The sequence below is a fragment of the Priestia sp. Y58 genome, assembly GCF_029522095.1.
GTDB classification, from domain to species: Bacteria; Bacillota; Bacilli; order Bacillales; family Bacillaceae_H; genus Priestia; species Priestia megaterium_E.
In genome coordinates, this window is record NZ_JAKWFL010000003.1 from 223,863 (window position 1) to 246,013 (window position 22,151).

Annotated in this window: 22 protein-coding genes and 1 pseudogene; 13 read left to right on the forward strand and 10 right to left on the reverse strand. The window is 39.1% G+C overall.

Annotated elements, in window-relative coordinates:
* Window positions 1-14: 14 nt before the first annotated feature.
* Window positions 15-593, reverse strand: coding sequence for an LOG family protein (locus MMB68_RS11160; protein ID WP_029321425.1), 579 nt, complete (start codon window positions 591-593; stop codon window positions 15-17).
* A 310-nt stretch (window positions 594-903) separates the two neighbouring features.
* Here MMB68_RS11160 and MMB68_RS11165 point away from each other — a divergent pair, with 310 nt between their 5' ends.
* From MMB68_RS11165 to MMB68_RS11175, 3 genes are all read left to right on the forward strand, one after another.
* The gene (locus MMB68_RS11165; protein WP_014460373.1) at window positions 904-2,235 is read left to right on the forward strand and encodes an NAD-dependent malic enzyme; all 1,332 of its coding nucleotides are present in this window, start codon (window positions 904-906) and stop codon (window positions 2,233-2,235) included.
* A gap of 142 nt (window positions 2,236-2,377) precedes the next feature.
* Window positions 2,378-2,860, forward strand: a complete 483-nt coding sequence (locus MMB68_RS11170; RefSeq protein ID WP_013056785.1) for a PH domain-containing protein — start codon at window positions 2,378-2,380, stop codon at window positions 2,858-2,860.
* Entirely contained in the window at window positions 2,853-4,235 is a 1,383-nt protein-coding gene (locus MMB68_RS11175; RefSeq protein ID WP_260506600.1) for a PH domain-containing protein, read from the forward strand. The genes MMB68_RS11170 and MMB68_RS11175 overlap by 8 nt, the downstream gene beginning before the upstream one ends.
* A 35-nt stretch (window positions 4,236-4,270) precedes the next feature.
* On the opposite strand, the pseudogene MMB68_RS11180 reads toward MMB68_RS11175, so the two are convergent.
* Window positions 4,271-5,649 (reverse strand): annotated as a pseudogene (locus MMB68_RS11180) (D-serine ammonia-lyase).
* 169 nt (window positions 5,650-5,818) lie between these two features.
* On the opposite strand from MMB68_RS11180, the gene MMB68_RS11185 reads away from it, so the two are divergent.
* Both MMB68_RS11185 and MMB68_RS11190 read left to right on the forward strand, forming a co-directional pair.
* Window positions 5,819-6,028, forward strand: coding sequence for a cysteine-rich CWC family protein (locus MMB68_RS11185; RefSeq protein ID WP_221782849.1), 210 nt, complete (start codon window positions 5,819-5,821; stop codon window positions 6,026-6,028).
* Window position 6,029: 1 nt separating this feature from the next.
* Window positions 6,030-6,968, forward strand: a complete 939-nt coding sequence (locus MMB68_RS11190) for a carbohydrate kinase family protein (RefSeq protein ID WP_221782851.1) — start codon at window positions 6,030-6,032, stop codon at window positions 6,966-6,968.
* A gap of 24 nt (window positions 6,969-6,992) precedes the next feature.
* On the opposite strand, the gene cyoE is transcribed toward MMB68_RS11190, so the two are convergent.
* A complete protein-coding gene (gene cyoE / locus MMB68_RS11195) occupies window positions 6,993-7,910 on the reverse strand; it encodes a heme o synthase (protein WP_013056789.1) in 918 nt (305 codons plus the stop codon).
* 388 nt (window positions 7,911-8,298) lie between these two features.
* On the opposite strand from cyoE, the gene MMB68_RS11200 reads away from it, so the two are divergent.
* The 4 genes from MMB68_RS11200 (at window position 8,299) to MMB68_RS11215 (ending at window position 10,815) form a co-directional block, all read left to right on the forward strand.
* Window positions 8,299-8,916 (forward strand): poly-gamma-glutamate hydrolase family protein, encoded by a 618-nt coding sequence (locus MMB68_RS11200; RefSeq protein ID WP_221782853.1) that lies wholly within the window; start codon window positions 8,299-8,301, stop codon window positions 8,914-8,916.
* 92 nt (window positions 8,917-9,008) lie between these two features.
* Window positions 9,009-9,188 carry a hypothetical protein gene (locus tag MMB68_RS11205; RefSeq protein WP_133177156.1) on the forward strand — a complete coding sequence of 60 codons (180 nt, stop codon included), beginning with the start codon at window positions 9,009-9,011 and terminating at the stop codon, window positions 9,186-9,188.
* 60 nt (window positions 9,189-9,248) lie between these two features.
* A complete protein-coding gene (locus MMB68_RS11210) occupies window positions 9,249-9,857 on the forward strand; it encodes a methyltransferase (RefSeq protein ID WP_221782855.1) in 609 nt (202 codons plus the stop codon).
* A gap of 523 nt (window positions 9,858-10,380) precedes the next feature.
* The gene (locus MMB68_RS11215) at window positions 10,381-10,815 is read left to right on the forward strand and encodes a MerR family transcriptional regulator (RefSeq protein WP_221782856.1); all 435 of its coding nucleotides are present in this window, start codon (window positions 10,381-10,383) and stop codon (window positions 10,813-10,815) included.
* 60 nt (window positions 10,816-10,875) lie between these two features.
* On the opposite strand, the gene MMB68_RS11220 is transcribed toward MMB68_RS11215, so the two are convergent.
* The 3 genes from MMB68_RS11220 to MMB68_RS11230 form a co-directional block, all read right to left on the reverse strand.
* Window positions 10,876-11,088: a hypothetical protein gene (locus tag MMB68_RS11220; protein ID WP_013056795.1), complete on the reverse strand. Its 213-nt coding sequence runs from the start codon at window positions 11,086-11,088 to the stop codon at window positions 10,876-10,878.
* A 129-nt stretch (window positions 11,089-11,217) separates the two neighbouring features.
* Entirely contained in the window at window positions 11,218-11,364 is a 147-nt protein-coding gene (locus MMB68_RS11225; RefSeq protein WP_013056796.1) for a hypothetical protein, read from the reverse strand.
* A gap of 141 nt (window positions 11,365-11,505) precedes the next feature.
* Entirely contained in the window at window positions 11,506-11,814 is a 309-nt protein-coding gene (locus MMB68_RS11230; RefSeq protein ID WP_014460362.1) for a hypothetical protein, read from the reverse strand.
* Between the two features lie 220 nt (window positions 11,815-12,034).
* Between MMB68_RS11230 and MMB68_RS11235 the strand changes: the two genes are divergently transcribed.
* Both MMB68_RS11235 and MMB68_RS11240 read left to right on the forward strand, forming a co-directional pair.
* Window positions 12,035-12,394, forward strand: coding sequence for a hypothetical protein (locus tag MMB68_RS11235; protein WP_221782858.1), 360 nt, complete (start codon window positions 12,035-12,037; stop codon window positions 12,392-12,394).
* Between the two features lie 77 nt (window positions 12,395-12,471).
* Window positions 12,472-12,651 (forward strand): H-type small acid-soluble spore protein, encoded by a 180-nt coding sequence (locus tag MMB68_RS11240; protein ID WP_043982127.1) that lies wholly within the window; start codon window positions 12,472-12,474, stop codon window positions 12,649-12,651.
* Between the two features lie 71 nt (window positions 12,652-12,722).
* Here the strand turns inward: MMB68_RS11240 and MMB68_RS11245 are convergent, their stop codons facing one another.
* Window positions 12,723-13,793 carry a DUF3900 domain-containing protein gene (locus MMB68_RS11245; RefSeq protein ID WP_208756400.1) on the reverse strand — a complete coding sequence of 357 codons (1,071 nt, stop codon included), beginning with the start codon at window positions 13,791-13,793 and terminating at the stop codon, window positions 12,723-12,725.
* Window positions 13,794-13,953: 160 nt separating this feature from the next.
* A complete protein-coding gene (gene gltC / locus MMB68_RS11250; RefSeq protein WP_013056801.1) occupies window positions 13,954-14,856 on the reverse strand; it encodes a glutamate biosynthesis transcriptional regulator GltC in 903 nt (300 codons plus the stop codon).
* 134 nt (window positions 14,857-14,990) lie between these two features.
* Between gltC and gltB the strand changes: the two genes are divergently transcribed.
* Together gltB and gltD are read left to right on the forward strand one after the other, a co-directional pair.
* Complete coding sequence (gene gltB / locus MMB68_RS11255; RefSeq protein WP_221782860.1) at window positions 14,991-19,544, forward strand: glutamate synthase large subunit; 4,554 nt, start codon at window positions 14,991-14,993, stop codon at window positions 19,542-19,544.
* Window positions 19,545-19,560: 16 nt separating this feature from the next.
* Window positions 19,561-21,042, forward strand: coding sequence for a glutamate synthase small subunit (gene gltD / locus MMB68_RS11260; protein WP_050689958.1), 1,482 nt, complete (start codon window positions 19,561-19,563; stop codon window positions 21,040-21,042).
* 33 nt (window positions 21,043-21,075) lie between these two features.
* Here gltD and MMB68_RS11265 read toward each other — a convergent pair whose 3' ends face one another.
* Window positions 21,076-21,555, reverse strand: coding sequence for a hypothetical protein (locus MMB68_RS11265; protein WP_221782862.1), 480 nt, complete (start codon window positions 21,553-21,555; stop codon window positions 21,076-21,078).
* A 52-nt stretch (window positions 21,556-21,607) separates the two neighbouring features.
* Entirely contained in the window at window positions 21,608-22,078 is a 471-nt protein-coding gene (locus MMB68_RS11270; protein ID WP_221782863.1) for a staygreen family protein, read from the reverse strand.
* Window positions 22,079-22,151: the final 73 nt, after the last annotated feature.

Below are 22,151 nucleotides of genomic sequence, written 5' to 3' on the forward strand. Positions count from 1 at the left end.
TATGCGCTTGCTTTTTAGCGTTCAGTGTTCCATTTTTGGTCCTCTGAAGGGGACGTGTAAGTGTCCATTGAAGAGATAAGCTGCTCGGGAGTATCAGAAATGTTGATGAGACGAATAGCAGAATCCGTAGAAAACCCTTCATCTACGGCATGCTGAACCATTTGCATAAGCGGGTTGTAGTAGCCGTTCACATTTAATAGCCCTACTGGTTTTTTATGTATACCAATTTGAGCCCAGCAAAGAGCTTCAAACAACTCTTCAAATGTCCCGAAACCTCCAGGAAGCGCAATATAACCATCAGCTAACTCGTGCATAGTTGCCTTTCGCTCATGCATGCTCTCTACTTCGATGAGTTCTGTCAGCGCGGTATGAACAATTTCACCGCTAAACAAACCGCGGGGCATAATGCCGATGACTTCGCCTCCATGCTGAAGCATTTCATTTGCGACTTCTCCCATCAGGCCCATTCGTGAGCCTCCGTAAATCAGCCGGTAGTTTTTTTGGGCCATGTAGCGCCCTAGCGAGACGGCGGCCTCTTTATATTCTGTTTTTATTCCAGCGCTTGATCCTGCAAACACACAAATTGATTTCAATTGATTCACTCCTTTGTTTCTTCTCTATATAAGTCTTTTCTGTTTGTGAAGAACAAATTCCTTCTTAATAATTTATGAATTTTCACAATGTCATCGCTTGATTATTCTAAAAACTTTGCTTATAATCAAAGCGAAACGTCTGTTTGAAAGCGTTATCTTTTGCTTTTTCTTTTAATGGAAAAGACAGTACGTATAGATCTACTTGTAAGATAAGTAGATAACATGAACTTATAGGGAATTTGACTGTTTTAAACGTTTCGTTTAGTAAGCATACGTACTTGCAGGATTAGGACAAGGGGGATATGGGGATATGATGAACAATTTAATACGCACATTAATGGTACAAACACCGACCGTACCGGGAAACTTAGGAAGAGTAGCGACAGCTATTGGAAATGTTGGAGGAGATATTGGGGAGGTTGAAACCGTTAAAGTAGGACATAATTACACCATGAGAAGCATTACGGTTCAAGTAGAAAGTGAAGACCAGCTTGAGGAATTGCTTGAAGCGGTTCGCAGTTTAGAAGGCATTACTTTACATACAGTATCAGATGAAGTTCTTCATGCGCATGAAGGCGGTAAAATTCAAATGAAAAGCAAAATGAAAATTGAGTCGATCGCTGACTTAAGAAGAGTATATACACCGGGTGTAGCAAACGTTTGCCGTGCTATTCAAGAACAGCCTGATAAAGCTAAAATTTACACGAGCATTGGAAACACGGTTGCGATTGTAACAGATGGTACCGCTATACTAGGATTAGGAAATATTGGTCCCGTTGCAGGAATGCCCGTTATGGAAGGAAAAGCTGCGTTATTTGATCAACTTGCCAATGTAAACGCTATCCCTATTTTATTGAATGTAAATGAGCCGGAAGAAATCATTCAAACGGTTAAAAATATTTCACCGGGATTTGGCGGTATTTTACTAGAAGATATAGGGTCGCCTCACTGCTTTGAAATTGAAGAACGTTTAAAAGAAGAGCTCGATATTCCAGTTATGCATGATGATCAGCACGGAACAGCGGTGGTGACACTAGCAGCAGCTATTTCAGCTTGCCGCAGCACAGGTGTGAATTTGAAAGAAGCTAAAGTAGGGCAGATTGGCTTAGGAGCTGCCGGCATCGCTACTTGCAGAATGTTCATGGCTTACGGTGTCAAACAGGTGATAGGAGCTGATAAGTCTCCTGAAGCGAATGAGCGCTTAGTCAGCTACGGTGGAAAAGTAGCGGATTCATTAGAAGAGCTTATGGAGAACTGCGATATTGTTATTGCGACAACAGGTGTACCTGGCTTAATACAAAAAGAATGGATCCGAAAAGGCCAAATCATTCTAGCACTTTCTAATCCAAAGCCAGAAATTGAACCTGAAGATGCTCTTGAAGCAGGAGCTATTTACGCTACTGACGGAAGGTCAGTGAATAATGTACTTGGCTTCCCAGGTATTTTCAGAGGAGTGTTAAATGCGGGGGTGCGCGATATTACGCATACGATGCTGGTAGCTGCAGCTGAAGCCATTGCGAATTCAACGCGTCCAGGCGATTTAGTTCCTCATCCTCTTAATCTAGCTGTACATGAAGCAGTATCTGAAGCAGTTGAAAGAGCAGCTGTTGTACACGGAGAGAAAGACGGCGTTTATCGATAATAAACAAGGCTGCCTCGAAATAGGCAGCCTTGTTTGTTTTTTATCAAAAAATAATAAGAAAATAGCAAACTATGAAACTTTTTTCCTTTTTTAACGTAATATAGTAATAGAAATAGTAAAAAAGGTAGAGAAAGGAGTTTTTATGGAGTTTGAACATTTAAAGGGCAAATTGCCCCTCGAAGCTAAAAAAGCAATGCGCTGGCAATCCATTTTTACGCATAGCCTGTGGCTTCTTGCAACAGCGGGTTATTTTCTACTCGTTCATTTTTTTGATTGGTGGTCAATTATTGGATGGATATCAGCTGGACTATTAGTCGTGAGCTTTATCATATATACAATTATAGCTCCAAATGTATATATGAATGTATATTCATATGAAGTCACAGATACTCAAATTGATGTACAAAGAGGGCTATTCATCTGGTATCATACGAAAATTCCGCTTGTGAAAGTGCAGCACGTTGAAACGTTGACAGGGCCAATTTTTCGAAAATTTGACTTGGCATCTGTTAAAATCATCACAGCAGCTGGAAGCGTTGAAATTCCTGCACTTGTACAAAGAGATGCTGAAGCACTGCGAGAATATATTGCTAGACTAGCAGAGGTAGATGATGAAGATGAGTAAGCGGCTGCATCCGTTATATATTGCAATAGCATTTATTGAACATATAAAAAATAATATCCTGCCTTTTGTGTTTGTATTTATCGTCAATCGGCACCTGTTGTTTACATATTGGTGGGCAACGCTATTAGCGGGAGGCGTAGTCGCTTTATTTGCTTTTTTTACTTGGAAGGAATTTCGTTATGAAGTAACGGAAACGGAAGTGCGTCTGTATAAAGGGATTTTTAAAAAAGAAAAACGATTTATTCAACGAAATCGCATCCAATCGATTCAGTTAGATCAGCCGTTTATTTTTAGAATTCTTCGCTTAGCCCGGCTTCGTATTGACACGGCCAGCAGCGGTACGGATGCTGAAATTGATTTATCTGGTATTTCACTAAAAGAAGCGCACCATCTTAAAGATACATTAAAGCTGTCAGGGAGTCAGCCGGAAATAACAGAAAAAAGTCCTGAACGTACGATGAAAGTGTCGGTGAAACAGCTGGCGTTAGCTGCTGCGTTTTCCGGGAATTTTGGCTATATATTTGCTGCTCTTGGTTTTCTCTATCAGTATATTGATACGTATATCAACCGCTGGGTGAAGACAGCTTACGAAGAAGTGATTCATCAATCGATGCTTGGTTTATTTGTATTAGTGGCTGTAATTGTGGTGCTTGCTTATTTGCTGTCTATCGTTTTATATGTGATACGATTTGGTGGTTTTACCGTAGAACGCTACGATCATTATCTACATATTAAATACGGACTGTTAAATAAGAAATCCCTTACGATTCCTTTTCATAAAATACAGGCTGTTACGATAGAGGAAGGGTTGGTTCGACGCTTATTTGGATGGTCTTCCGTTTCGTTAAACGTCGTAACCTCTGATTTAAAAGAAAAGGTCTATTTGCACCCGTTTATCCAGCAAAAAAAGATTGCAGCGTTAATGAAGGTATATGTGCCGCACTATGAATATATAAAGTGTCCAAGAAATACAGCAATTCAATATGCGTGGTATCCATTACTAGTACCGGTCTTGTTATTTGCCGCGGCAGGGATTGGCATCAGCTTTTGGAAATCCATGTTTGTGTGGATTATTGCTGTGCTATGCCTTGTATACGTACTTATTCACTGGGGCGGCTATCGTCAAGGCGGCTTAATGATGAACGATGTATTTGTCAGTATTCGATCGCAGTTTTTAACACGAAAAACAACGATTATTAGAAAAAAGAAAATAGAAGAAATTGAGGTGTTTGCAGGCACCTTTTTATGGAAAAAAGGATACAGAAAAATAAAAATTGCAACTATGGGTACAAGCGGCAGCTATAAGTCGGGATATTTTCCATTTGAGATTTGGCATCCTATCTTTCTGCAAGTTACTTCGTCTAAAAAGGCATGAAGAACATCATTGTTCTCCATGCCTTTTGACGTTATCTATTCATTAAATTTTTTCCCTTGCTCGTAATAGCTATTCATCACTTCAACTGGCACCATACTGCCTCCAGTTGACCATACAAGGTGAGTAGCTTTTGACATATCGTTTTCTAGTCCTTGCGCTTGTATATAGGAAGACCCGTTTTTCATCAGGTGGAGAGGTCCTTGTAGACCAGCTGCTGCTGAAGGTTCTATATACATATTTTCACGATTGGCTAGCTCATAAATAAATCGGAAAAGCTGATCATCTTCTACGGTATAAATTCCGCTAATAAGCGATTTTATCGTTTCGCCTACAAAGCTAGATGGCCTTCCTACAGCTAGTCCATCGGCAGCTGTTGCGTTATCAAGTCCAATATCCGTAACGGAAATGCCATCATGCAGCTCGGTCATTAATCCAAGCAGCATGCAAGGAGAGTGAGTAGGTTCAGCAAAAAAGCAGTGAACGTGATCACCGTATATTGCTTTTAATCCAAACGTAATACCGCCAGGACCTCCGCCCACTCCGCAAGGTAAATAGACAAATAAAGGGTGTTCGGCGTCTACTTGAATCCGCAGCTCGGCTAGCTGCTTTTTCAAACGTAAAGCAGCGACGGAATAACCGAGAAATAAATCTCTAGACTGCTCATCGTCAATAAAATGACAGGCGGGGTCTGCTTCGGCTTGCTTTCGTCCTTCTTCCACGGCTTTTCCGTAGTCAGACTGATATTCAATAACGGTTACACCTTTAGAACGAAGCAGATCTTTTTTCCATTTTTTAGCGTCCGCTGACATATGGACGGTGACGTTAAAGCCGAGAGTAGCGCTCATAATACCAATGCTTAAACCTAAATTACCCGTAGATCCTACTGCAATAGAATAAGAAGAAAATAACTTTTTACATCGGTCTTCAGCTAGAAGAGCGTAGCTGTCTTCCTCGGTAAGCAGTCCTTCTTTGATAGCAAGACTTTCAGCAAATTTTAATACTTCATAAATGCCGCCTCTTGCTTTAATAGAACCTGATATGGGAAGATCATGATCGCATTTCATCAGTAATTTTCCTTGCAGCATGTTATTCATTTGTTGATTTAAATAGTCTTTCATGTATGCAATTTCTTGAAGAGGTGATTCAATGATTCCTTTTGATGCTTTCAGCTCCGGAAAAGCGATTTGAAGAAAAGAAGAAAAGCGATTTGAAGAAAAGAAGAAAAGCGAGAAAGACGTTCTTTTGCATCTTTTATATCTTTGGTATGTAAAGAAAGAGAAGAAAGTGCTTCTTGAGCAGGTTTTATATAAGGATTTATCCAAAGTATTTCCTGTTTATTGATTAAAGGTGTTAATAAAGGATATTCATGCATCCATGTAGCAAGGGGTTTTTGGTGAAATAAATGTGTCGTCATAAAGGCTCCTTTCGCAATATGTTATTTCCTTTATATGTATAGTATCAAGAATAAAAGAAGTTGAAAACGAAAATATCAAAAAATAGAAAGCAGAAAGCGCATTTTAACCACCTCTTGTATACTAATAAAGATAATCTATACAACTGCATAGAAAAAAGGAGATGAATTCATGGCATTTTCAGGCGATGATAGCAGATGCCCTATCTGCGGAGAGAGAAATAACTGTGCTTCTGTACAAGGTAGAGAAATAGAAAAGTGTTGGTGTATGCAGAAAGTTTTTACCCCTGATCTATTTAAACAAATTCCTTTAGAAAGCAGAGGAAAAGCGTGTGTATGTGTCAAATGCGTTGGGAGACAGAAGAAAGAAGGTGAGGATTAACTTGAAAAAAGGAATTATTTCATACGGTGAGGCATTTATTGATTATATCGCTAAAAACGAATTTAACACCAGCTTTGACTCTTTTTTAGGAGGCACAACCGTTAATGTAGCAGTCGGAGTTCAGAAGTTAGGAGCAAAAGCATATTATATCTGCAAGTTGGGCAGTGATGAAACAAGTGATTTTGTAAGAAAAAACCTTTTAATTGAAGGAGTGAATCAAAGCGGCTGTGTAATATCGGAGATTAAAAAAGTTTGTGAAGTGTATGTACATAAAAGTAAAGAAGGAGATCGTTACTTCCATTCCTACATAGATTCTACACCTCATGAGCAAGTGTGTAAACATGAGCTGCAGGAAGCTATATTTGAGCAGGCAGCGATTTTTTATTTTGGATCAGGTACGTTGTTTCATCCGATTTCCCAGGAAACTACAAAAGAAGCTGTGAAGCTCGCAAAAAAACATCGTATGCTTGTAGCGTTTGATCCAAATATTCGAATGAAAAGATGGGAAAGTGAAGTAGCATGTAGAAATATCGTGACACCGTTTTTGTCCGAAACAGACATTTTGAAAATCTCTCAAGATGAGCTCCTATTTTTGATGAATTCAGCAGACCTGACAGAAAGTCTAGAAAAACTGAGAGCGTATCATATTCCGTACGTATGGGTGACTCAGGGAGAAAATGGCGCAGTAGCCGTTACTGCAAATCAAACGCTTCATGTGAGTGCAAATGGAGTGCAGGTAATAGACACGACGGGAGCGGGTGATGCGTTTATGGCAGGAATTTTATGGTGTGTTCACGAAAAAGGATTACCTGAAAGTGAGGAGTCACAGAAGCAGTACACAATGTTTGCTAACGCGTTAGCTGGAGCAGTTTCGGCAAGGTACGGAGGAATGATTTCGCTTAAAGCAAAAGATGTATCTAGTATAAAAGCAGGTAGCTGATAGCTACCTGCTTTTGAAAGTTTGTTATTTAAAAAATGACAGTATAATCATAAGGGCAAAAATAATCGTAAGATGGTTCAATGAGAACACAAACATTAAAGTAGCCCATTTTGTATCTTCTAATTTTTTAAATCCAACAATCCCAAGAAGCATCCACACTAGTGTTAAACCGAACATTGTAAATGCGATAATTTTACTAAACGACAAAAATAAGAAAGATGCCGCTAGTAAAATAACTAGATATACAAGCGTTTGGACTTTGGAACGACGGATACCTTTTACTACAGGAAGCATTGGTACACCTGCGGCTTTATATTCCTCAAGTCTTCTAATCGCAATAGCGTAGAAGTGAGGAGGCTGCCATAAAAACATAAATACAAACAATCCAATGGCTACCGGATGAAATAAGTCTGGTGAAATAGCGGCCCAGCCAATGATTGGAGGCATAGCTCCAGAAATACTTCCGACTTCGGTATTATAAATAGTTGTACGTTTTGTAAGCATAGTATAAGGCACTACATAAAAGAAAAATCCTAAAATACCCATAATGGCGGCCATGTTAGAAACTAAAAATAAAATGCCTACACCGATAACAAATAAAGCCAGTCCTAACCATAGAGCAAATTTAGGGTTGACGGCTCCTGTTACCGTCGGTCTGTCTTTCGTACGTTTCATGATCGCATCAATATCACGGTCATAGAAGTTATTAACTGCCCCAGCTCCTCCTACGACAAAGGATGTCCCAATTAAAGCCAAAATAATGATAGGAATTTGTGTCACAAAGCTTAAGTCATTAACAGCAATTGCGAGACAAAGCCCAGCAACCATTCCTAGTGAGTTCGATTTAATAATCCCAGTTTTTATAATAGCACTGATTACTTCCCGGGAAAAATACTGATTGATAGGAAGTGATTCCTTTGTGATAACTTCGGTATTTTTCACAGCAATTCTCCTTTTTGAGCTTATTCCTAAATGAATAAACCTAATCTTTATTAATCAACTAAACTATTTTAACAAAAAAATATCGTAATTACATCAAGGTTGCTCGTAAAATTTGTTAACATTCCTTGAACTTTTTAAAAAAACAAAGAATAATGTCGAATTACCAATTAAAAATAAGTACATCCTTTATTATAAGATAAAAATGGAGGGCTTAAAAATGAAAATTTTGACTATCTGGTGAACTTTTAACGAGCAAGAAACTCGAACTTAATCGTACCATATTTATTGGTAATTGCAATCACATAGTATGTGATGAAAGAAAAGATGTGGTACATTAAAGAAAGAACTAATAAGTTTATTTACTATGTCTTATTCACAAGGAGGATATATGATGCCAGATAAATATGCTAGCTTCTCTGAACTTGCCTCTCATGAAGTATATAACCAAGACTACAAAATTCAATTCGAAATCAGACCTTCTAACATTATTATGCTCGCGATACACGGCGGAGGTATCGAAACTGGAACAACCGAACTTGCTGTTGGGCTAGCAGGAAACGAATACTCGTACTATATATTTGAAGGGTTAAAGAAATCAGGAAATGCCGATCTTCATATCACCTCCACTCATTTTGATGAACCTCATGCGCTAACTATTATATCGAAAGAAGACTATGCCGTATCTTTTCATGGATACAATGATAAAAGTGAAAAACACACTAAAATCGGCGGTGCTGACAAGGCATTAAGATCCAAAGTGTATGAAGCGCTTATTTCCAAAGGTTTTAGTACAGAAATTTTATCAGATCAAGACCCGTTTTCCGGTACAAGCCCTAGAAATATAACCAATAAAACAGCTAGGCGGATGGGTGTGCAAATTGAGATAAGTAAAGCCCAAAGAGAAGCTTTTTTTGCAACTAACACGAGAAATGAACGTAAAAATTCGAAAACCCAGGAATTTTTTGAGTATATATCAGCTATTAGAAGTGCATTTCCTCTTAGATAAGTCAGATACGTTTAGTATTTATTAAACAGGTTAGATTTATTACGGACATGTTTGTGGTATACATATAGTAACTACATATACTGGAGGAGATAATGATGAAAACATTTGACCAAGAAGATACCCTAGAACGTCTTAAAGCCTCTTATCGATATTTAAAAAGCGTAGACGTACGGGGAATCAGCACATTAGATGATCAAAAACGAGCGGAAGCTGTGCAGTTAATTGAAGAGATTGGTCTTAAAATATCAGAAATGCGTGTGAAAGTAGAGTGAGAAAAAAGAGAAGGACATCTGTCCTTCTCTTTTTCAACAACTATAAACAGGAGATTGGCCATGAATGAGCAATATTATGACGCTTTATTAAATATAAAAACAACGGGAGAACAAAAGGGATTCAATGATTCATTTCATTACCATCGTTATGAACCCACGCCTTATAGTGCATTAGAAACACTTTTCACTCAGTATGAGCTAACAAGCCGCGATAGAATTGTCGACTTCGGGTGTGGAAAAGGAAGGCTAAATTTTTATGTGAACTACCTGTGCAATGCCACCGCTGTAGGGGTAGAAATGAACGAGCACTTTTATGAGCAGGCCATAGATAATCAGAGGCGCTATTTAAAAAAAGCCAAGGGCCGCAAACATCATATTCATTTTCAATGTTGTTTAGCCCAAGAATATAAGATTCATCCGCTAGACAACTGCTTTTATTTTTTTAATCCTTTTTCAGTTCAAATTTTTATCCAAGTAGTGAACAATATTTTGCTTTCGTGGGAAGAGAATAAACGCGAGATTGATTTGATTTTGTATTATAGTTCGGAGGATTATCTTCATCACCTCGAAAAACATCCTTCTTTCATTTTAAAAGAAGAGGTAATGCTGCCAGAGTTGGATCGTAAAAACCCATATGAACGGTTTTTGATTTATAAAGTAGCTTATTAAGACGAACTATTTACTGTTTGATAAAGCTGTATCGTGCCGGTTCTATTTAACAAATCAGCAGGAAGTGGAAAAAGACCTGCTGATTTTATTTATAACTTTTTAGAAATTAAAGCATAACACTTTATTATGTAAGCGCTTTCTGTTATAATGAAATTAGGTTGGATAGCATGCGTGGCTATCGGTGTACTCAGCGCAGGCGGGGCTAGTACAGAAAGAGAAGGCTACATACAGGTTAATAAACATTTAATGGATAGAAATAAGAACTCTCAAACACAAATTTATTAATTTGTATGCTAAATCGTAAATTAACAAAAACGGCATTTATGATAAGGTTTTAGAGAAAAGAACCCAGCATATACTGTATAAGCAATTTTTTTACTCTAAAAAAGGGTAAAGAAATTGCTTATTTATTTTTAAATAAGTGTACAGCTGTTCAGATTTGTTTTGAGATATCTAGCGTTAGTGTATAATAGTAACAAGTACGAAAAGTTGACATTGTGAATTGATTAAAGGGGATTTAAAAATGAGTGAACTAAAAATAGATGATGTGGCGAAGCAAAGCGGTTTAACAAAACGTACGATTCGTTATTATGAACAAATTGGACTGATGCCAGCACCTCCAAGAAGTGAAGGTGGATTTCGTCTGTACACCGAAGAACATGTAGAATTTTTAAAGAAAATTACGAATGCCAAAGAAGTCATGGGTTTTTCACTTCAAGAATTACAGGAATTTCTTGCTTTAAGTGATACTCTTGAAATACAAAAGATGGATTATAGGCAAGTGAAAGGAACAAGTCAACAAAAAGAAAAGTTAGAGCAAGTGTTACATACGGTAGAAGAACAGCTCAAGCTGATTGAACAGAAAAAGAAAAATATCTTAAAAGTAGAGTCTGACCTTCTGTCACTGAGAGATCGTGCTAAGACTGCAATTGTAAAATTTGAGCAGGAAGAATTATAAAAAGCAGGCGCATTCACCAGAAGAGTGCGTCTGCTTTTACGGTTTTTATAGGGCATTGATTTACGATTGTGAAGTGTTTTCTTCTAGCTGTACCCCTAAAAGAAGTAAAATAGCCTGTATCCCATCGGCTTTTCCACTGTGAAAGCTTCTTGTTTCAGCATCCAAAGCTTCATTTACAGATTCCATCATATTTGATTCGTACAAGTCTAAAATTAATTGTTTTCCTTCGGGACTCAAATGCAGCTGCCCGCGTTCCTTCATTTTAAACTTCAACTTCTTCAACTCCCTTTCCCATAATACTATCAGTATACAAAATTAATAACATTTACGTAAACGTTAATTTTTGTATATGGACAGAAGAACGTATTGAGTATAGGTACTAAGTGAGGTGAGAGATACTAATTATCCTTTGCTTGTTTTAATGTTTGTCAGCTTATAGCCGCAAGCTGAGCATGTGTAGATAACGTTTTGATTGGACTGAGCAGTTAAAACGGTAGCAAGCTCTTTTTGAGAATGACAGTTAGGACAAATAACAACAGGGGATTTCATGTGATTTTCTCCTTTTCTTTTTCATAGTCAAATTTTATTTTATGTAAAGTTTATTCAAATATCCTTTGTGCTATCAAAAACGACGGAAGACATGTAAAAAAGCATTCTCGCTCAAAAGAAACGGGAATGCTTAAGGTGAGTTTAAAATCCGTCCTGGCTTGCTGTAAATGGAATGTTAAGTCTTCTTTCTACATTGCGTAAGCGCTGATTTAATCTGTTTATACGATCAGTATGTCGCTCCACAACGCGATTTAAACGAGTAATTTCTCTGACTTGCTCCTCATTTTGTCTCTCAAGGGCACGAATTCTTCGTTCAAATCCTCCAAGATTTTGAAGCTGCTGTCTTTCATCGTATTCTTCATGCTGTGGTACGTAAGGGGGATAGTATTGTTGAACTGAGTAATCAACTTGCTGAGGAATGTATCCAGAGTTGAAATAATAAGGGTTCATTAGGGCACCGCTCCTTTTACATAGTAATTTCAAATCAAACACGATATAACGTATGCGAAGATAAGAAAAATGCTATAGGCACATACCTAAAGACATTCTGTATTTAAAAAAGGAAAGTATTTTTAAAAGTCAAAAGGAGATAGCCGGTCTCTTCTTGAATATGCAAAATAGAAAAGCTTCTTTTTTAGACACTTTATTTAAGAAAGAGGGAAAGTGACTAATGGCTCAAGGAAAACAAAAACCAGCACCTAAAATAGAAGAATCAAAAGCTCCGCCTGCAAAGAAACAAAAGTCGAAGAGCCGAAGCACTAAAAAAGCGCAGCCTCCTGCATCGCCCTGGGTAAAAGCTGCTTCCACTTTATCTAACATTGATTTCATTCGTTTGTTTCGAGTGCTGTTTCTTGCTTTAGTGGTTGCTTTTATTGTGTATCAATATATTTTACTTACAAAGGGAATCTTCATCAAAACATATGCGGCCCTTTGGCATCATCACAAAATGCTCTTGCTGGCTGGAGTTGCATTCATTACCTATACTTCTTTCGTTTTTTACCTTGGCTACCGCACCGCTAAAAAACGGTAGAACTGCTCTAGGGGGCGAATAGCATCTATTCTTTAAACAAACCTTATATGTATATCAGCATAGAGGGGGGAAGAAACGTGGACAAGCAGCGAGCAAAACAAATTGCTGATTCACCCGTTATGGCTAACGTTACGTATAACGATACGGCCGTTTATATTCAACATGTAAGCGAAGAAAATGATATGGTAAGAATTTATCCGCTAGGTCAGCCAGAAAATGAACAAAATGTTTCCGTGAGCCAATTAGTAGAGAATTAAGGTGGATAAATAGAGCTGGTTTTTCAGTTAAATAAAAGCCAGAGAGCTATGTTGTACTCTCTGGCTTTTATTTATTCTTCCCATTTCTTACTGCTGATTTTCTCAATAATTCCGTGCAAATCATCGGGCTTATGAAACTCAATCGGAGACGCGCCTTTTTCAAACAGAATCGATTCGGCTTCAATTACAGCTACGTAGCGTCCATTCACTTTCGCTAAGTGAATATTTTCCCCGAAATCAGCTAACAGTCCCTTAATCTCTGTTTCACCAAGCTTCATTTTTAACTCTGCATCAGGCGTATGCTCGACGATATGAGCAGCAGCTTCCATGACTTGATGCGTATCTAAACGTTCTTGAAGCTCACGCTTTTCACTTGTTGCCCACAGTTCCATGTCCGATTCAAACTGTTCAAGTTCTACGCTTTCTGCTTCAAACGTTTCGCTGACGTGTTCACGCACCATATCCATCACTTGTGTTTTCATAATCTCAGGCATCGGCTCATTGTAGTCAATGAATTTCAAAAAGTCTTCAAAATAACGGGCGTGAGACGCTTGATGGATGACAAGTTCGCTTTCTTCGACCATGCCTTCTTCAGGCATGTATGGGTATTGAATAGATTTCATGTTTTTAGTAGTAATCGCCATTTCTACGTGACGAATAAGGGTTGATTCATCTGAAATTGAAGCCACTTTTGGTTCGAAGTCACATTTTAAAATAAACACAAAAGCATGATCAAAATATTTTCTTGGAACAGCAGATACAACTAAAAATGCTCCTCCTCGAACGGCTGCAGTATCAAGGTATGCATTGATAAACTGTTCGCTATTTTCTTCAAATTCTTCTTTGGTTGTGGCAAAACGAGTGCGGTGAAATAAATTATAATTAGGGTTTGAGTCGAGAGCGTGTCCTGGTTCAACTATAAAATACCCGAGCTTTGTAGGCACTTGTTCTGCTTTGGGGTGTCGCTCTACTTTGCGCTTTACAATTTTTTTAAATTCACCGTCTAAAAAATCTTTGATGGAACTTTCTTCATATTCTTCTGTATCAAGCGTTTGAAAATGCTTATATTGTTTAGAAGCTTGTTCTTCTTTTCCTTCTACTTGTATTACGTAAAATGATAAAAAATTAATTTTAAAATCCATAGCAGTCACCTTGTTTCTTTTTAGTCAGTTACTTCAGTATAAGAAAGAGTCCGGTAAGCGTCAATGCCTGTTAGCTTTAGGGGAAGAAGATCTATTTATACAATTGATCAGCTGAGGAATAGTGTATAAAGCAAAGAATAAGAGAGGCAGGGGGCCTCTCTTATTTATACTGCTCCAACCGTTCAAAAAAGGTTTTGACAAACTTATAAAAAATTTTATCAGAAGGTGCTAAATCACGATTTCGAGGAATAATCATCCCGACTGTACGCTGAAGCTGCGGCGTATGAATAGGAAGTTTAGTTGTAAAACGAGGAGTCGTTTCAGACACTGTGCTTTCAGGAAGAAGCGTGACGCCGATTCCTGCGGATACAAGACCTTTAATCGCATCTAAATCTTCTCCTTCAGATGAAATATTGGGCATGAATCCTGCTTGTTTGCAAGCGTCAAAGGCCATTTTATGTAAAATGAATCCTTTTGGAAATAGCACAAAATCTTCATTTCTTAAATCCCGCAGCCGAATGTTATCCCGTTCAGCGAGCGGATGATGAGAAGGAACAAGGGCTAAAAGATTTTCAGTGAATAGAATATGCCCTTCTATACTCTGGTCCTCTACAGGTACAGGGCCTAAAAAAGCGATATTAATATCTCTTTTTTTAACCGATTCAATTAAAAATTTATACGAACCTTGTCTAAGATGAAAAGCAACATTTGGGTGTTCTTCTTTAAAGGCTGATATAATAGTAGGAAGAAGGTGACTAGCAAGGCTTGTTGGAAATCCGATTTTAATCGTTCCTCTTTCAGGATCCAGGTATTCATCAATTTGTTCTTTCGCATAGTCAATAGCTTTCATAGCCGTCTCCGTATGCTCAAGAAAGACTTTTCCTATTGCTGTTAACTTGACATTTCTTCCTTCGCGTTTGAATAAACTAACACCTAGCTCAGACTCCAGATTCGCGATTTGACGGCTGATCGCTGATTGAGCTACATGCAGATATTCTGCCGCCTCAGATACGTGTTCTCTTTTTGCAACTTCCATAAAATAGCGTAATTGACGCAGTTCCATAGGCATCCTCCATCTATATATATCAAAATTAGATTAGTTTTATCTAAATTATATATTGTTTATATTGATTTGAAAACTTACAATGTAAACAGGTGATCTTAAAAAGATAAAGAAAACGAACGGGGGAGAAGAAGATGACATACAATCAAATGCCAAAAGCTCAAGGTCTCTACCGTCCTGAATTTGAGCACGATGCATGTGGAATCGGACTATACGCTCAATTGAAAGGCGTAGCGTCACATGATATCGTTAAAAAAGGACTAAATATGCTTTGCCAGCTTGACCATCGAGGCGGACAGGGAAGCGATCCGTTAACAGGAGATGGAGCTGGATTAATGGTACAAATTCCACACGCGTTCTTTAAAAAGACATGCGTTGAATTGAACTTGCCACAAAAAGGTCGTTATGGAGTTGGAATGATCTTTTTCTCAAATAACGAAGACGAGCGTCGAGAAATCGAAGCTTATATTAATAAATTAATTGAAGAAGAGGGACAAACGTTACTAGGTTGGAGAACTGTACCTGTAAATGTCGGAAAAATCGGAAAAGTTGCAAAAGAAAGCTGTCCGTACGTGCGACAAGTATTTATTGGGGCAAATGACAGTATTCAAGATGACTTAGCGTTTGAACGCAAGCTATATGTTATTCGTAAGCAAGCGGAAAATTGGGCGCAGGCGCGTCAAAACCGTTTTTATTTTACGAGTCTTTCAAGTAGAACAATTGTGTACAAAGGGTTATTAACGCCTGAGCAAGTTGATGCTTTTTATCTTGACCTACAAGATGAAGATTTTACTTCAGCGTTCGCTTTAGTGCATTCTCGCTTTAGCACAAACACGTTCCCAAGCTGGGAAAGAGCACATCCAAACCGTTATTTAATTCATAATGGTGAAATCAATACGCTTCGCGGTAATCAAAACTGGATGAGAGCACGTGAACAGCAGTTTGTTTCGGACGCATTTGGTAAGGATTTGCCGAAGGTTCTTCCAATTTTAGATGCTGAAGGAAGCGACTCATCCATGTTAGATAATGCGCTAGAGTTCTTTGTATTGGCCGGCCGCAAGCCAGCGCATGCAGCGATGATGCTTATTCCAGAGCCTTGGTCTGAGAATCCGCACATGTCAAAAGAAAAACGTGCTTTCTATGAGTATCATAGCGCATTAATGGAGCCATGGGATGGTCCGACTGCTATTTCGTTTACGGATGGAAAGCAAATCGGTGCTATTTTAGACCGTAACGGTTTACGTCCAGCTCGCTATTACGTTACAAAAGATGATTACATCATACTTTCATCAGAAGTAGGCGTCATTGATGTTGAAGATGAAAATGTATTATATAAAGATCGTTTAAGCCCAGGTAAAATGCTTCTAATCGATTTAGAGGAAGGCCGAATTATTTCAGACGAAGAAATTAAATCTGAAATGGCACAGGCTGAGCCTTATCAAGAGTGGTTAGATGAACAGCTGGTAACGTTGCCAGAAGTGCAGGGAGAAAAATCTGAATACTTCGATGATTTGGTCATTCGCCAGAAGTCATTTGGCTATACGTATGAAGATATTCATAAATATTTAGTTCCAGTTATTACAGAAGGAAAAGATCCGCTTGGTTCAATGGGTAATGATACTCCATTAGCCGTGTTGTCTGATCGTCCTCAATCGCTGTTCAATTACTTTAAGCAGCTGTTTGCTCAAGTAACAAATCCACCGATTGATGCTATTCGTGAACAGTTGGTTACATCAACAATGACATTGCTTGGTGCAGAAGGGAATTTACTGCATCCAACTAAAGAAAATATTCATCGAATTCAGCTTGAGACGCCGGTTTTAACAAACGACCAAACTCATCAGCTGAAGTCTGCCATTCATCCAGATTTCAAAAGTGCTGTTATATCTGCTGTGTTTACAAATGATTTAAAAGCAGATCTTGATCGCGTATTTGCTGAAGCTGAAGCGGCAATTAACGCCGGTGCTAGCATTCTTGTTCTGACAGACCGTGAAGCGGGAGCTCAATCTGTAGCTATTCCAGCTTTATTAGCGGTCAGCGGGCTGCACCAGCACTTAGTGCGAAAAGGAAACCGTACAAAGGCGAGCATTGTTGTGGAAACAGGAGAAGCGCGTGAAGTGCACCATTTTGCAGCGCTGATTGGTTACGGCGCAGACGCAATTAATCCATATCTTACTTTTGCAACATATCAAAATGAAATTAACGCCGGTACGTTGAACGTATCGTATGACTATGCTGTTGAGAAATATGTAAAAGCCGTTACTGAAGGTGTCGTAAAAGTAATGTCTAAAATGGGTATTTCAACGGTGCAAAGTTATCGGGGCGCACAAATTTTTGAAGCAGTTGGAATCAGTGCAGAGGTTATCGAGCAATATTTTACAGGTACTGCTTCGCAGCTTGGCGGTATCGGTTTAGATGTTATTGCAAAAGAAGCGAAAACGCGTCATGACAATGCTTATGTTGAAACAATTGAGCAAACGTTAGAATCAGGAAGTGACTTTCAGTGGAGACACACGGGCGAGCATCATGCGTTTAATCCAAAAACAATTCATACGCTGCAGTGGGCTTGCCGTAAGGGAGATTACAGCTTATTTAAAAAATTCTCTGAATCGGCTAATGAAGAACGCATCGGTTTCTTGCGCAACCTGTTCTCGTTTAATGGAACGCGTTCATCTATCTCCATTGATGAAGTGGAATCAGTTGATTCGATTGTAAAACGTTTTAAATCAGGTGCTATGTCGTTTGGCTCTTTAAGTCAAGAAGCTCATGAAACATTAGCGATCGCAATGAACCGTTTAGGAGCACGCAGTAACAGTGGAGAAGGTGGCGAGCATCCTAGCCGCTACACTGTGGATGAAAATGGAGATAATCGCCGCAGTGCGATTAAACAGATTGCTTCTGGCCGTTTTGGGGTGAAAAGTCACTACCTTGTGAATGCGGATGAGCTTCAAATTAAAATGGCACAAGGTGCAAAACCCGGAGAAGGCGGTCAGCTTCCAGGAAACAAAGTATATCCATGGGTAGCAGATGTGCGTGGATCAACGCCAGGAGTAGGCTTAATTTCACCTCCTCCACATCACGATATTTACTCGATTGAAGATTTAGCACAGCTTATTCATGACTTGAAAAATATAAACCGTGATGCACGAATCAGCGTCAAACTCGTTTCAAAAGCAGGAGTAGGAACGATTGCTGCCGGAGTAGCAAAAGGAGTAGCGGACGTTATTGTTATTAGCGGCTACGACGGAGGTACAGGAGCATCTCCAAAAACAAGTATTAAACATACGGGACTACCGTGGGAACTTGGCTTAGCAGAAGCTCATCAAACGCTTATGTTAAACGGTCTTCGTGAAAAAGTTGTGCTTGAAACAGACGGGAAATTAATGACGGGTAAAGATGTAGTCATGGCAGCACTTTTAGGAGCAGAAGAGTTTGGTTTTGCTACGGCGCCTTTAATTGTTTTAGGCTGTATCATGATGCGTGCGTGTCACTTAGATACATGTCCAGTTGGAGTGGCGACGCAAAACCCAGAGCTTCGTAAAAAGTTCCTAGGAGAAGCGGATCACATCGTTAACTATATGAAATTTGTTGCACAAGAAGTGCGCGAAATTATGGCTGAACTTGGATTTAAAACAGTAGATGAAATGGTTGGACGTACAGACGTATTAAGCGTTAGCGAACGTGCAAAAAATCACTGGAAGGCGCAGCACTTAGACTTAACAACTCTTTTATATCAAGCTGAAGGTGTACGTACCTTTAAAACACCTCAAAACCATAAAATTGACGAATCTCTTGATATGCAAAAAATCTTGCCTGCGGTACAGCAAGCAATCGAGCATAAGTATCAAGTTGAGTTAGAACTGCCAATTTCTAATATTAACCGTGTAGCTGGAACAATTGTAGGAAGTGAAGTTACAAAACGTTACGGTGAGAAAGGTCTGCCAGAAGATACGATTACTCTTCGATTCACTGGCTCTGCAGGACAAAGTTTTGGTGCATTTGTTCCAAAAGGAATGTCTATGTATCTAACTGGAGATGCAAATGATTATATCGGAAAAGGTTTATCAGGAGGTAAAATTATTGTTGCTCCACCTAAGGAAACAACAGCTGTGTCAGGCGAGAATGTTATCGTCGGGAACGTTGCATTTTACGGTGCAACAAGCGGTGAAGCCTATGTTAGCGGGCTAGCAGGGGAACGTTTTGCAGTTCGTAACAGCGGTGTGAACGTAGTGGTTGAAGGAATTGGCGATCATGGCTGTGAATATATGACTGGCGGACGTGTTGTCGTATTAGGCGATGTAGGTAAAAACTTTGGCGCGGGAATGTCAGGCGGTATTGCTTACGTATTTGCTGATGATCAAGAATCATTCAAAAACCTTTGCAATAAAGACATGATTGGGTTTGAGAGCTTAAAAGGCGAAGAAGCAGAAGAAGTGAAAGAGATGGTTTCAAATCATCTGAAATATACGAACAGCCATAAAGCAGCATTTGTCTTGGAAAATTGGGAGCAATCACTTTCAAAATTTGTAAAAGTGATTCCGAATGATTATAAACGCATGATGAATCGCATTGAAGAGCAAAAAGCAGCTGGACTAACGGAAGAAGAAGCAGCTATGAGTGCGTTTGAGGAAAATGCAAAACAAGAAAAGAAAGCATCGGCAAAACAACAAGAAGCGGTAGCTCAGTAAGAAAGGGGAGAGTACGATGGGAAAACCAACAGGATTTATGGAAATCAAACGTGAAAAAGGGAAGGAACGTGACCCGTTAAAACGTTTAGGTGATTGGAAAGAGTATGCTGCTCCTTTATCTGATGAAGCGCTAAGCCGTCAAGGGGCACGATGTATGGATTGTGGCACACCTTTTTGCCACATGGGAATGGATATTAATGCTTTTACTTCTGGATGTCCAATCTATAACTTAATTCCAGAGTGGAATGATTTAGTTTATAAAGGACGCTGGAAAGAAGCTTTAGAGCGTTTAATGAAAACGAACAACTTCCCGGAGTTTACAGGACGAGTTTGTCCTGCTCCGTGTGAAGGTTCCTGTACGCTTGCTATTTCAGATCCAGCCGTTTCGATTAAGAATATCGAACGCGCTATTATTGATAAAGGCTTTGAGAATGGGTGGATTACTCCGCGAATTCCGGAGAAAAGAACAGGCAAAAAAATTGCTGTTATTGGCTCTGGGCCAGCAGGCTTAGCAAGCGCAGATCAGCTGAACCAAGCGGGTCATTCAGTAACGGTATATGAAAGAGCAGATCGTGCTGGCGGTTTATTAACATATGGAATCCCAAATATGAAGCTAGATAAAGAAGTAGTGGAAAGACGTGTTCGTTTATTGACGCAAGAAGGTATTGATTTTGTAACGAATACGGAAGTTGGAAAAGACATTACTGCTGAAGAGTTAAAAGAACAATATGATGCTGTAATTTTGTGTACAGGAGCTCAGAAGCAAAGAGATCTAGTATTAGAAGGTCGTGAAGCAAAAGGAGTTCACTTTGCAATGGACTACTTAACAACTTCAACAAAAAGCCTTTTAGACTCTAACTTCAAAGATGGTCAATTTATTGATGCAGAAGGAAAAGACGTTATTGTTATTGGAGGCGGAGACACGGGAGCTGACTGTGTAGCTACTGCTCTTCGTCAAAAATGCCGCAGCGTTGTTCAGTTTGGTAAACATCCTCAGCTTCCTGCTGAGCGTACGGCAGATAATATGTGGCCTGAATATCCACATGTATTTAATCTTGAATATGCTTATGAAGAAGCACAGGCAAAATTTGGGGACGATCCACGTGAATATTCAATTCAAACGAAAAAAATCGTGGCAGATGAGCAAGGCAATCTAAAAGAACTTCATACGGTTCAAATGGAAAAAATAAAAGGTGAAAATGGACAGTACATCTTTACCGAAATTCCAGGAACAGAAAAAGTATGGCCAGCTCAGCTTGTCTTTATTGCGATTGGGTTTGAAGGTCCAGAGCATCCGGTTCTATCAGCGTTTGGTGTTGAAACGAAAAATCGTCGCGTAGATGCAGCGTATGGAAATTACAAAACAAATGTTGAAGGTGTTTTTGCTGCTGGTGATGCTCGTCGTGGGCAAAGTTTAATCGTATGGGCTATTCATGAAGGTCGTGAAGTAGCTAAACAAGTTGATAGTCATCTAATGGGAGCAACTGTATTACCATAACAAAAAACCGCCACAATTGTGGCGGTTTTTTGTTTATCTAGGATTTGGCACTTCATTTCCTCTACGTAAATTTTCAAATGAAACGGTTAAAATCGTGTTGGTAATTCGAACTTGTGAAGCGGGGGAAACGGTGTATAAGTTAAAAAGTTCAAATATCCAGGGGTCACGTTTTTTCAGCTGTCGCGCGGCTTTTTCGACACGTTCGTTAATAGATCCGCTGTAATTGTTATAGTTATCATCAACAAATCTTACAATGGAACGAAATAAGTATTCTGTTAGTTTGCTATCCATCCCGCCTCGTTGAGCATCTCTGTAGATGGACTGATACTGGCGTTTTAAAATTTTCATCACTCTGTCTACATCGCGTGTAGATCTAACTTCCTCTTCCTCATGCAGGATATAAGAAAATAAGTCTTCATTGTATCTATAAGGTTCTAAATAATTTTCATTCGTAGTAGGAACCACTGAATGGTAATAGCGCGGCATATAGGGGTAAACCCATTGACTGTACATGAAACATTCACACCTTCCTCGTTCATTTCCCATTAGTTTATGCACTAGCGTGCTAGCTGCTGCATGTTTGTTTTAAATAAAATTTAGGAGTTTGATAATAGGACCACCCTCTAAATTCTTGATAAGTCGATACAAAATAAATGTAAATCGGTGTATTTAGCAAGTCGGGATAATGTTGAAAAAACGCTTGGTCTCCGTAAAACATTGCTTCTAAAGCAAGGGGGAGTTCACGACGGAAAATCTGATAACGAAGCTGCGCCTGCTCGCGGCTGAACTCACCTCCGCTAACAAAAACTTCGCCTTGAATAACTGCTTGTCGGTCTGTTACGTGAAGAGCAGCCAGTACTTCATCACGCATATTTTCATCTATCGCCTTGTTGTTATATGAGCATCCGATGCTTAAAAAAAGCTGACCGGTTGTATCAGAATGAGTAAGAGTATATTTTCTTCCGGAAACCGGATAGGAGGAAGTAGCAGGGGGAATAAGAGTCGTAGAAAGTTTTGAAGAATTAAACGAACTCATAGTCATTGACACTCCTTTTTTTGAATAAATTTCAATATTATACGGCGCTATAGGATCAGTTGTGATAAATGTC

Coding starts and splice junctions, on each gene's coding strand:
- MMB68_RS11210 (WP_221782855.1), top strand. CDS start 9,249: ATGAATGAGCAATATTATGACGCTTTATTAAATATAAAAACAACGGGA.
- MMB68_RS11235 (WP_221782858.1), top strand. CDS start 12,035: ATGGCTCAAGGAAAACAAAAACCAGCACCTAAAATAGAAGAATCAAAA.
- MMB68_RS11170 (WP_013056785.1), top strand. CDS start 2,378: ATGGAGTTTGAACATTTAAAGGGCAAATTGCCCCTCGAAGCTAAAAAA.
- MMB68_RS11175 (WP_260506600.1), top strand. CDS start 2,853: ATGAGTAAGCGGCTGCATCCGTTATATATTGCAATAGCATTTATTGAA.
- gltD (WP_050689958.1), top strand. CDS start 19,561: ATGGGAAAACCAACAGGATTTATGGAAATCAAACGTGAAAAAGGGAAG.
- MMB68_RS11270 (WP_221782863.1), bottom strand. CDS start 22,078: ATGAGTTCGTTTAATTCTTCAAAACTTTCTACGACTCTTATTCCCCCT.
- MMB68_RS11230 (WP_014460362.1), bottom strand. CDS start 11,814: ATGAACCCTTATTATTTCAACTCTGGATACATTCCTCAGCAAGTTGAT.
- MMB68_RS11200 (WP_221782853.1), top strand. CDS start 8,299: ATGATGCCAGATAAATATGCTAGCTTCTCTGAACTTGCCTCTCATGAA.
- MMB68_RS11185 (WP_221782849.1), top strand. CDS start 5,819: ATGGCATTTTCAGGCGATGATAGCAGATGCCCTATCTGCGGAGAGAGA.
- MMB68_RS11205 (WP_133177156.1), top strand. CDS start 9,009: ATGATGAAAACATTTGACCAAGAAGATACCCTAGAACGTCTTAAAGCC.
- MMB68_RS11265 (WP_221782862.1), bottom strand. CDS start 21,555: ATGTACAGTCAATGGGTTTACCCCTATATGCCGCGCTATTACCATTCA.
- MMB68_RS11215 (WP_221782856.1), top strand. CDS start 10,381: ATGAGTGAACTAAAAATAGATGATGTGGCGAAGCAAAGCGGTTTAACA.
- MMB68_RS11245 (WP_208756400.1), bottom strand. CDS start 13,793: ATGGATTTTAAAATTAATTTTTTATCATTTTACGTAATACAAGTAGAA.
- gltC (WP_013056801.1), bottom strand. CDS start 14,856: ATGGAACTGCGTCAATTACGCTATTTTATGGAAGTTGCAAAAAGAGAA.
- MMB68_RS11225 (WP_013056796.1), bottom strand. CDS start 11,364: ATGAAATCCCCTGTTGTTATTTGTCCTAACTGTCATTCTCAAAAAGAG.
- MMB68_RS11165 (WP_014460373.1), top strand. CDS start 904: ATGATGAACAATTTAATACGCACATTAATGGTACAAACACCGACCGTA.
- gltB (WP_221782860.1), top strand. CDS start 14,991: ATGACATACAATCAAATGCCAAAAGCTCAAGGTCTCTACCGTCCTGAA.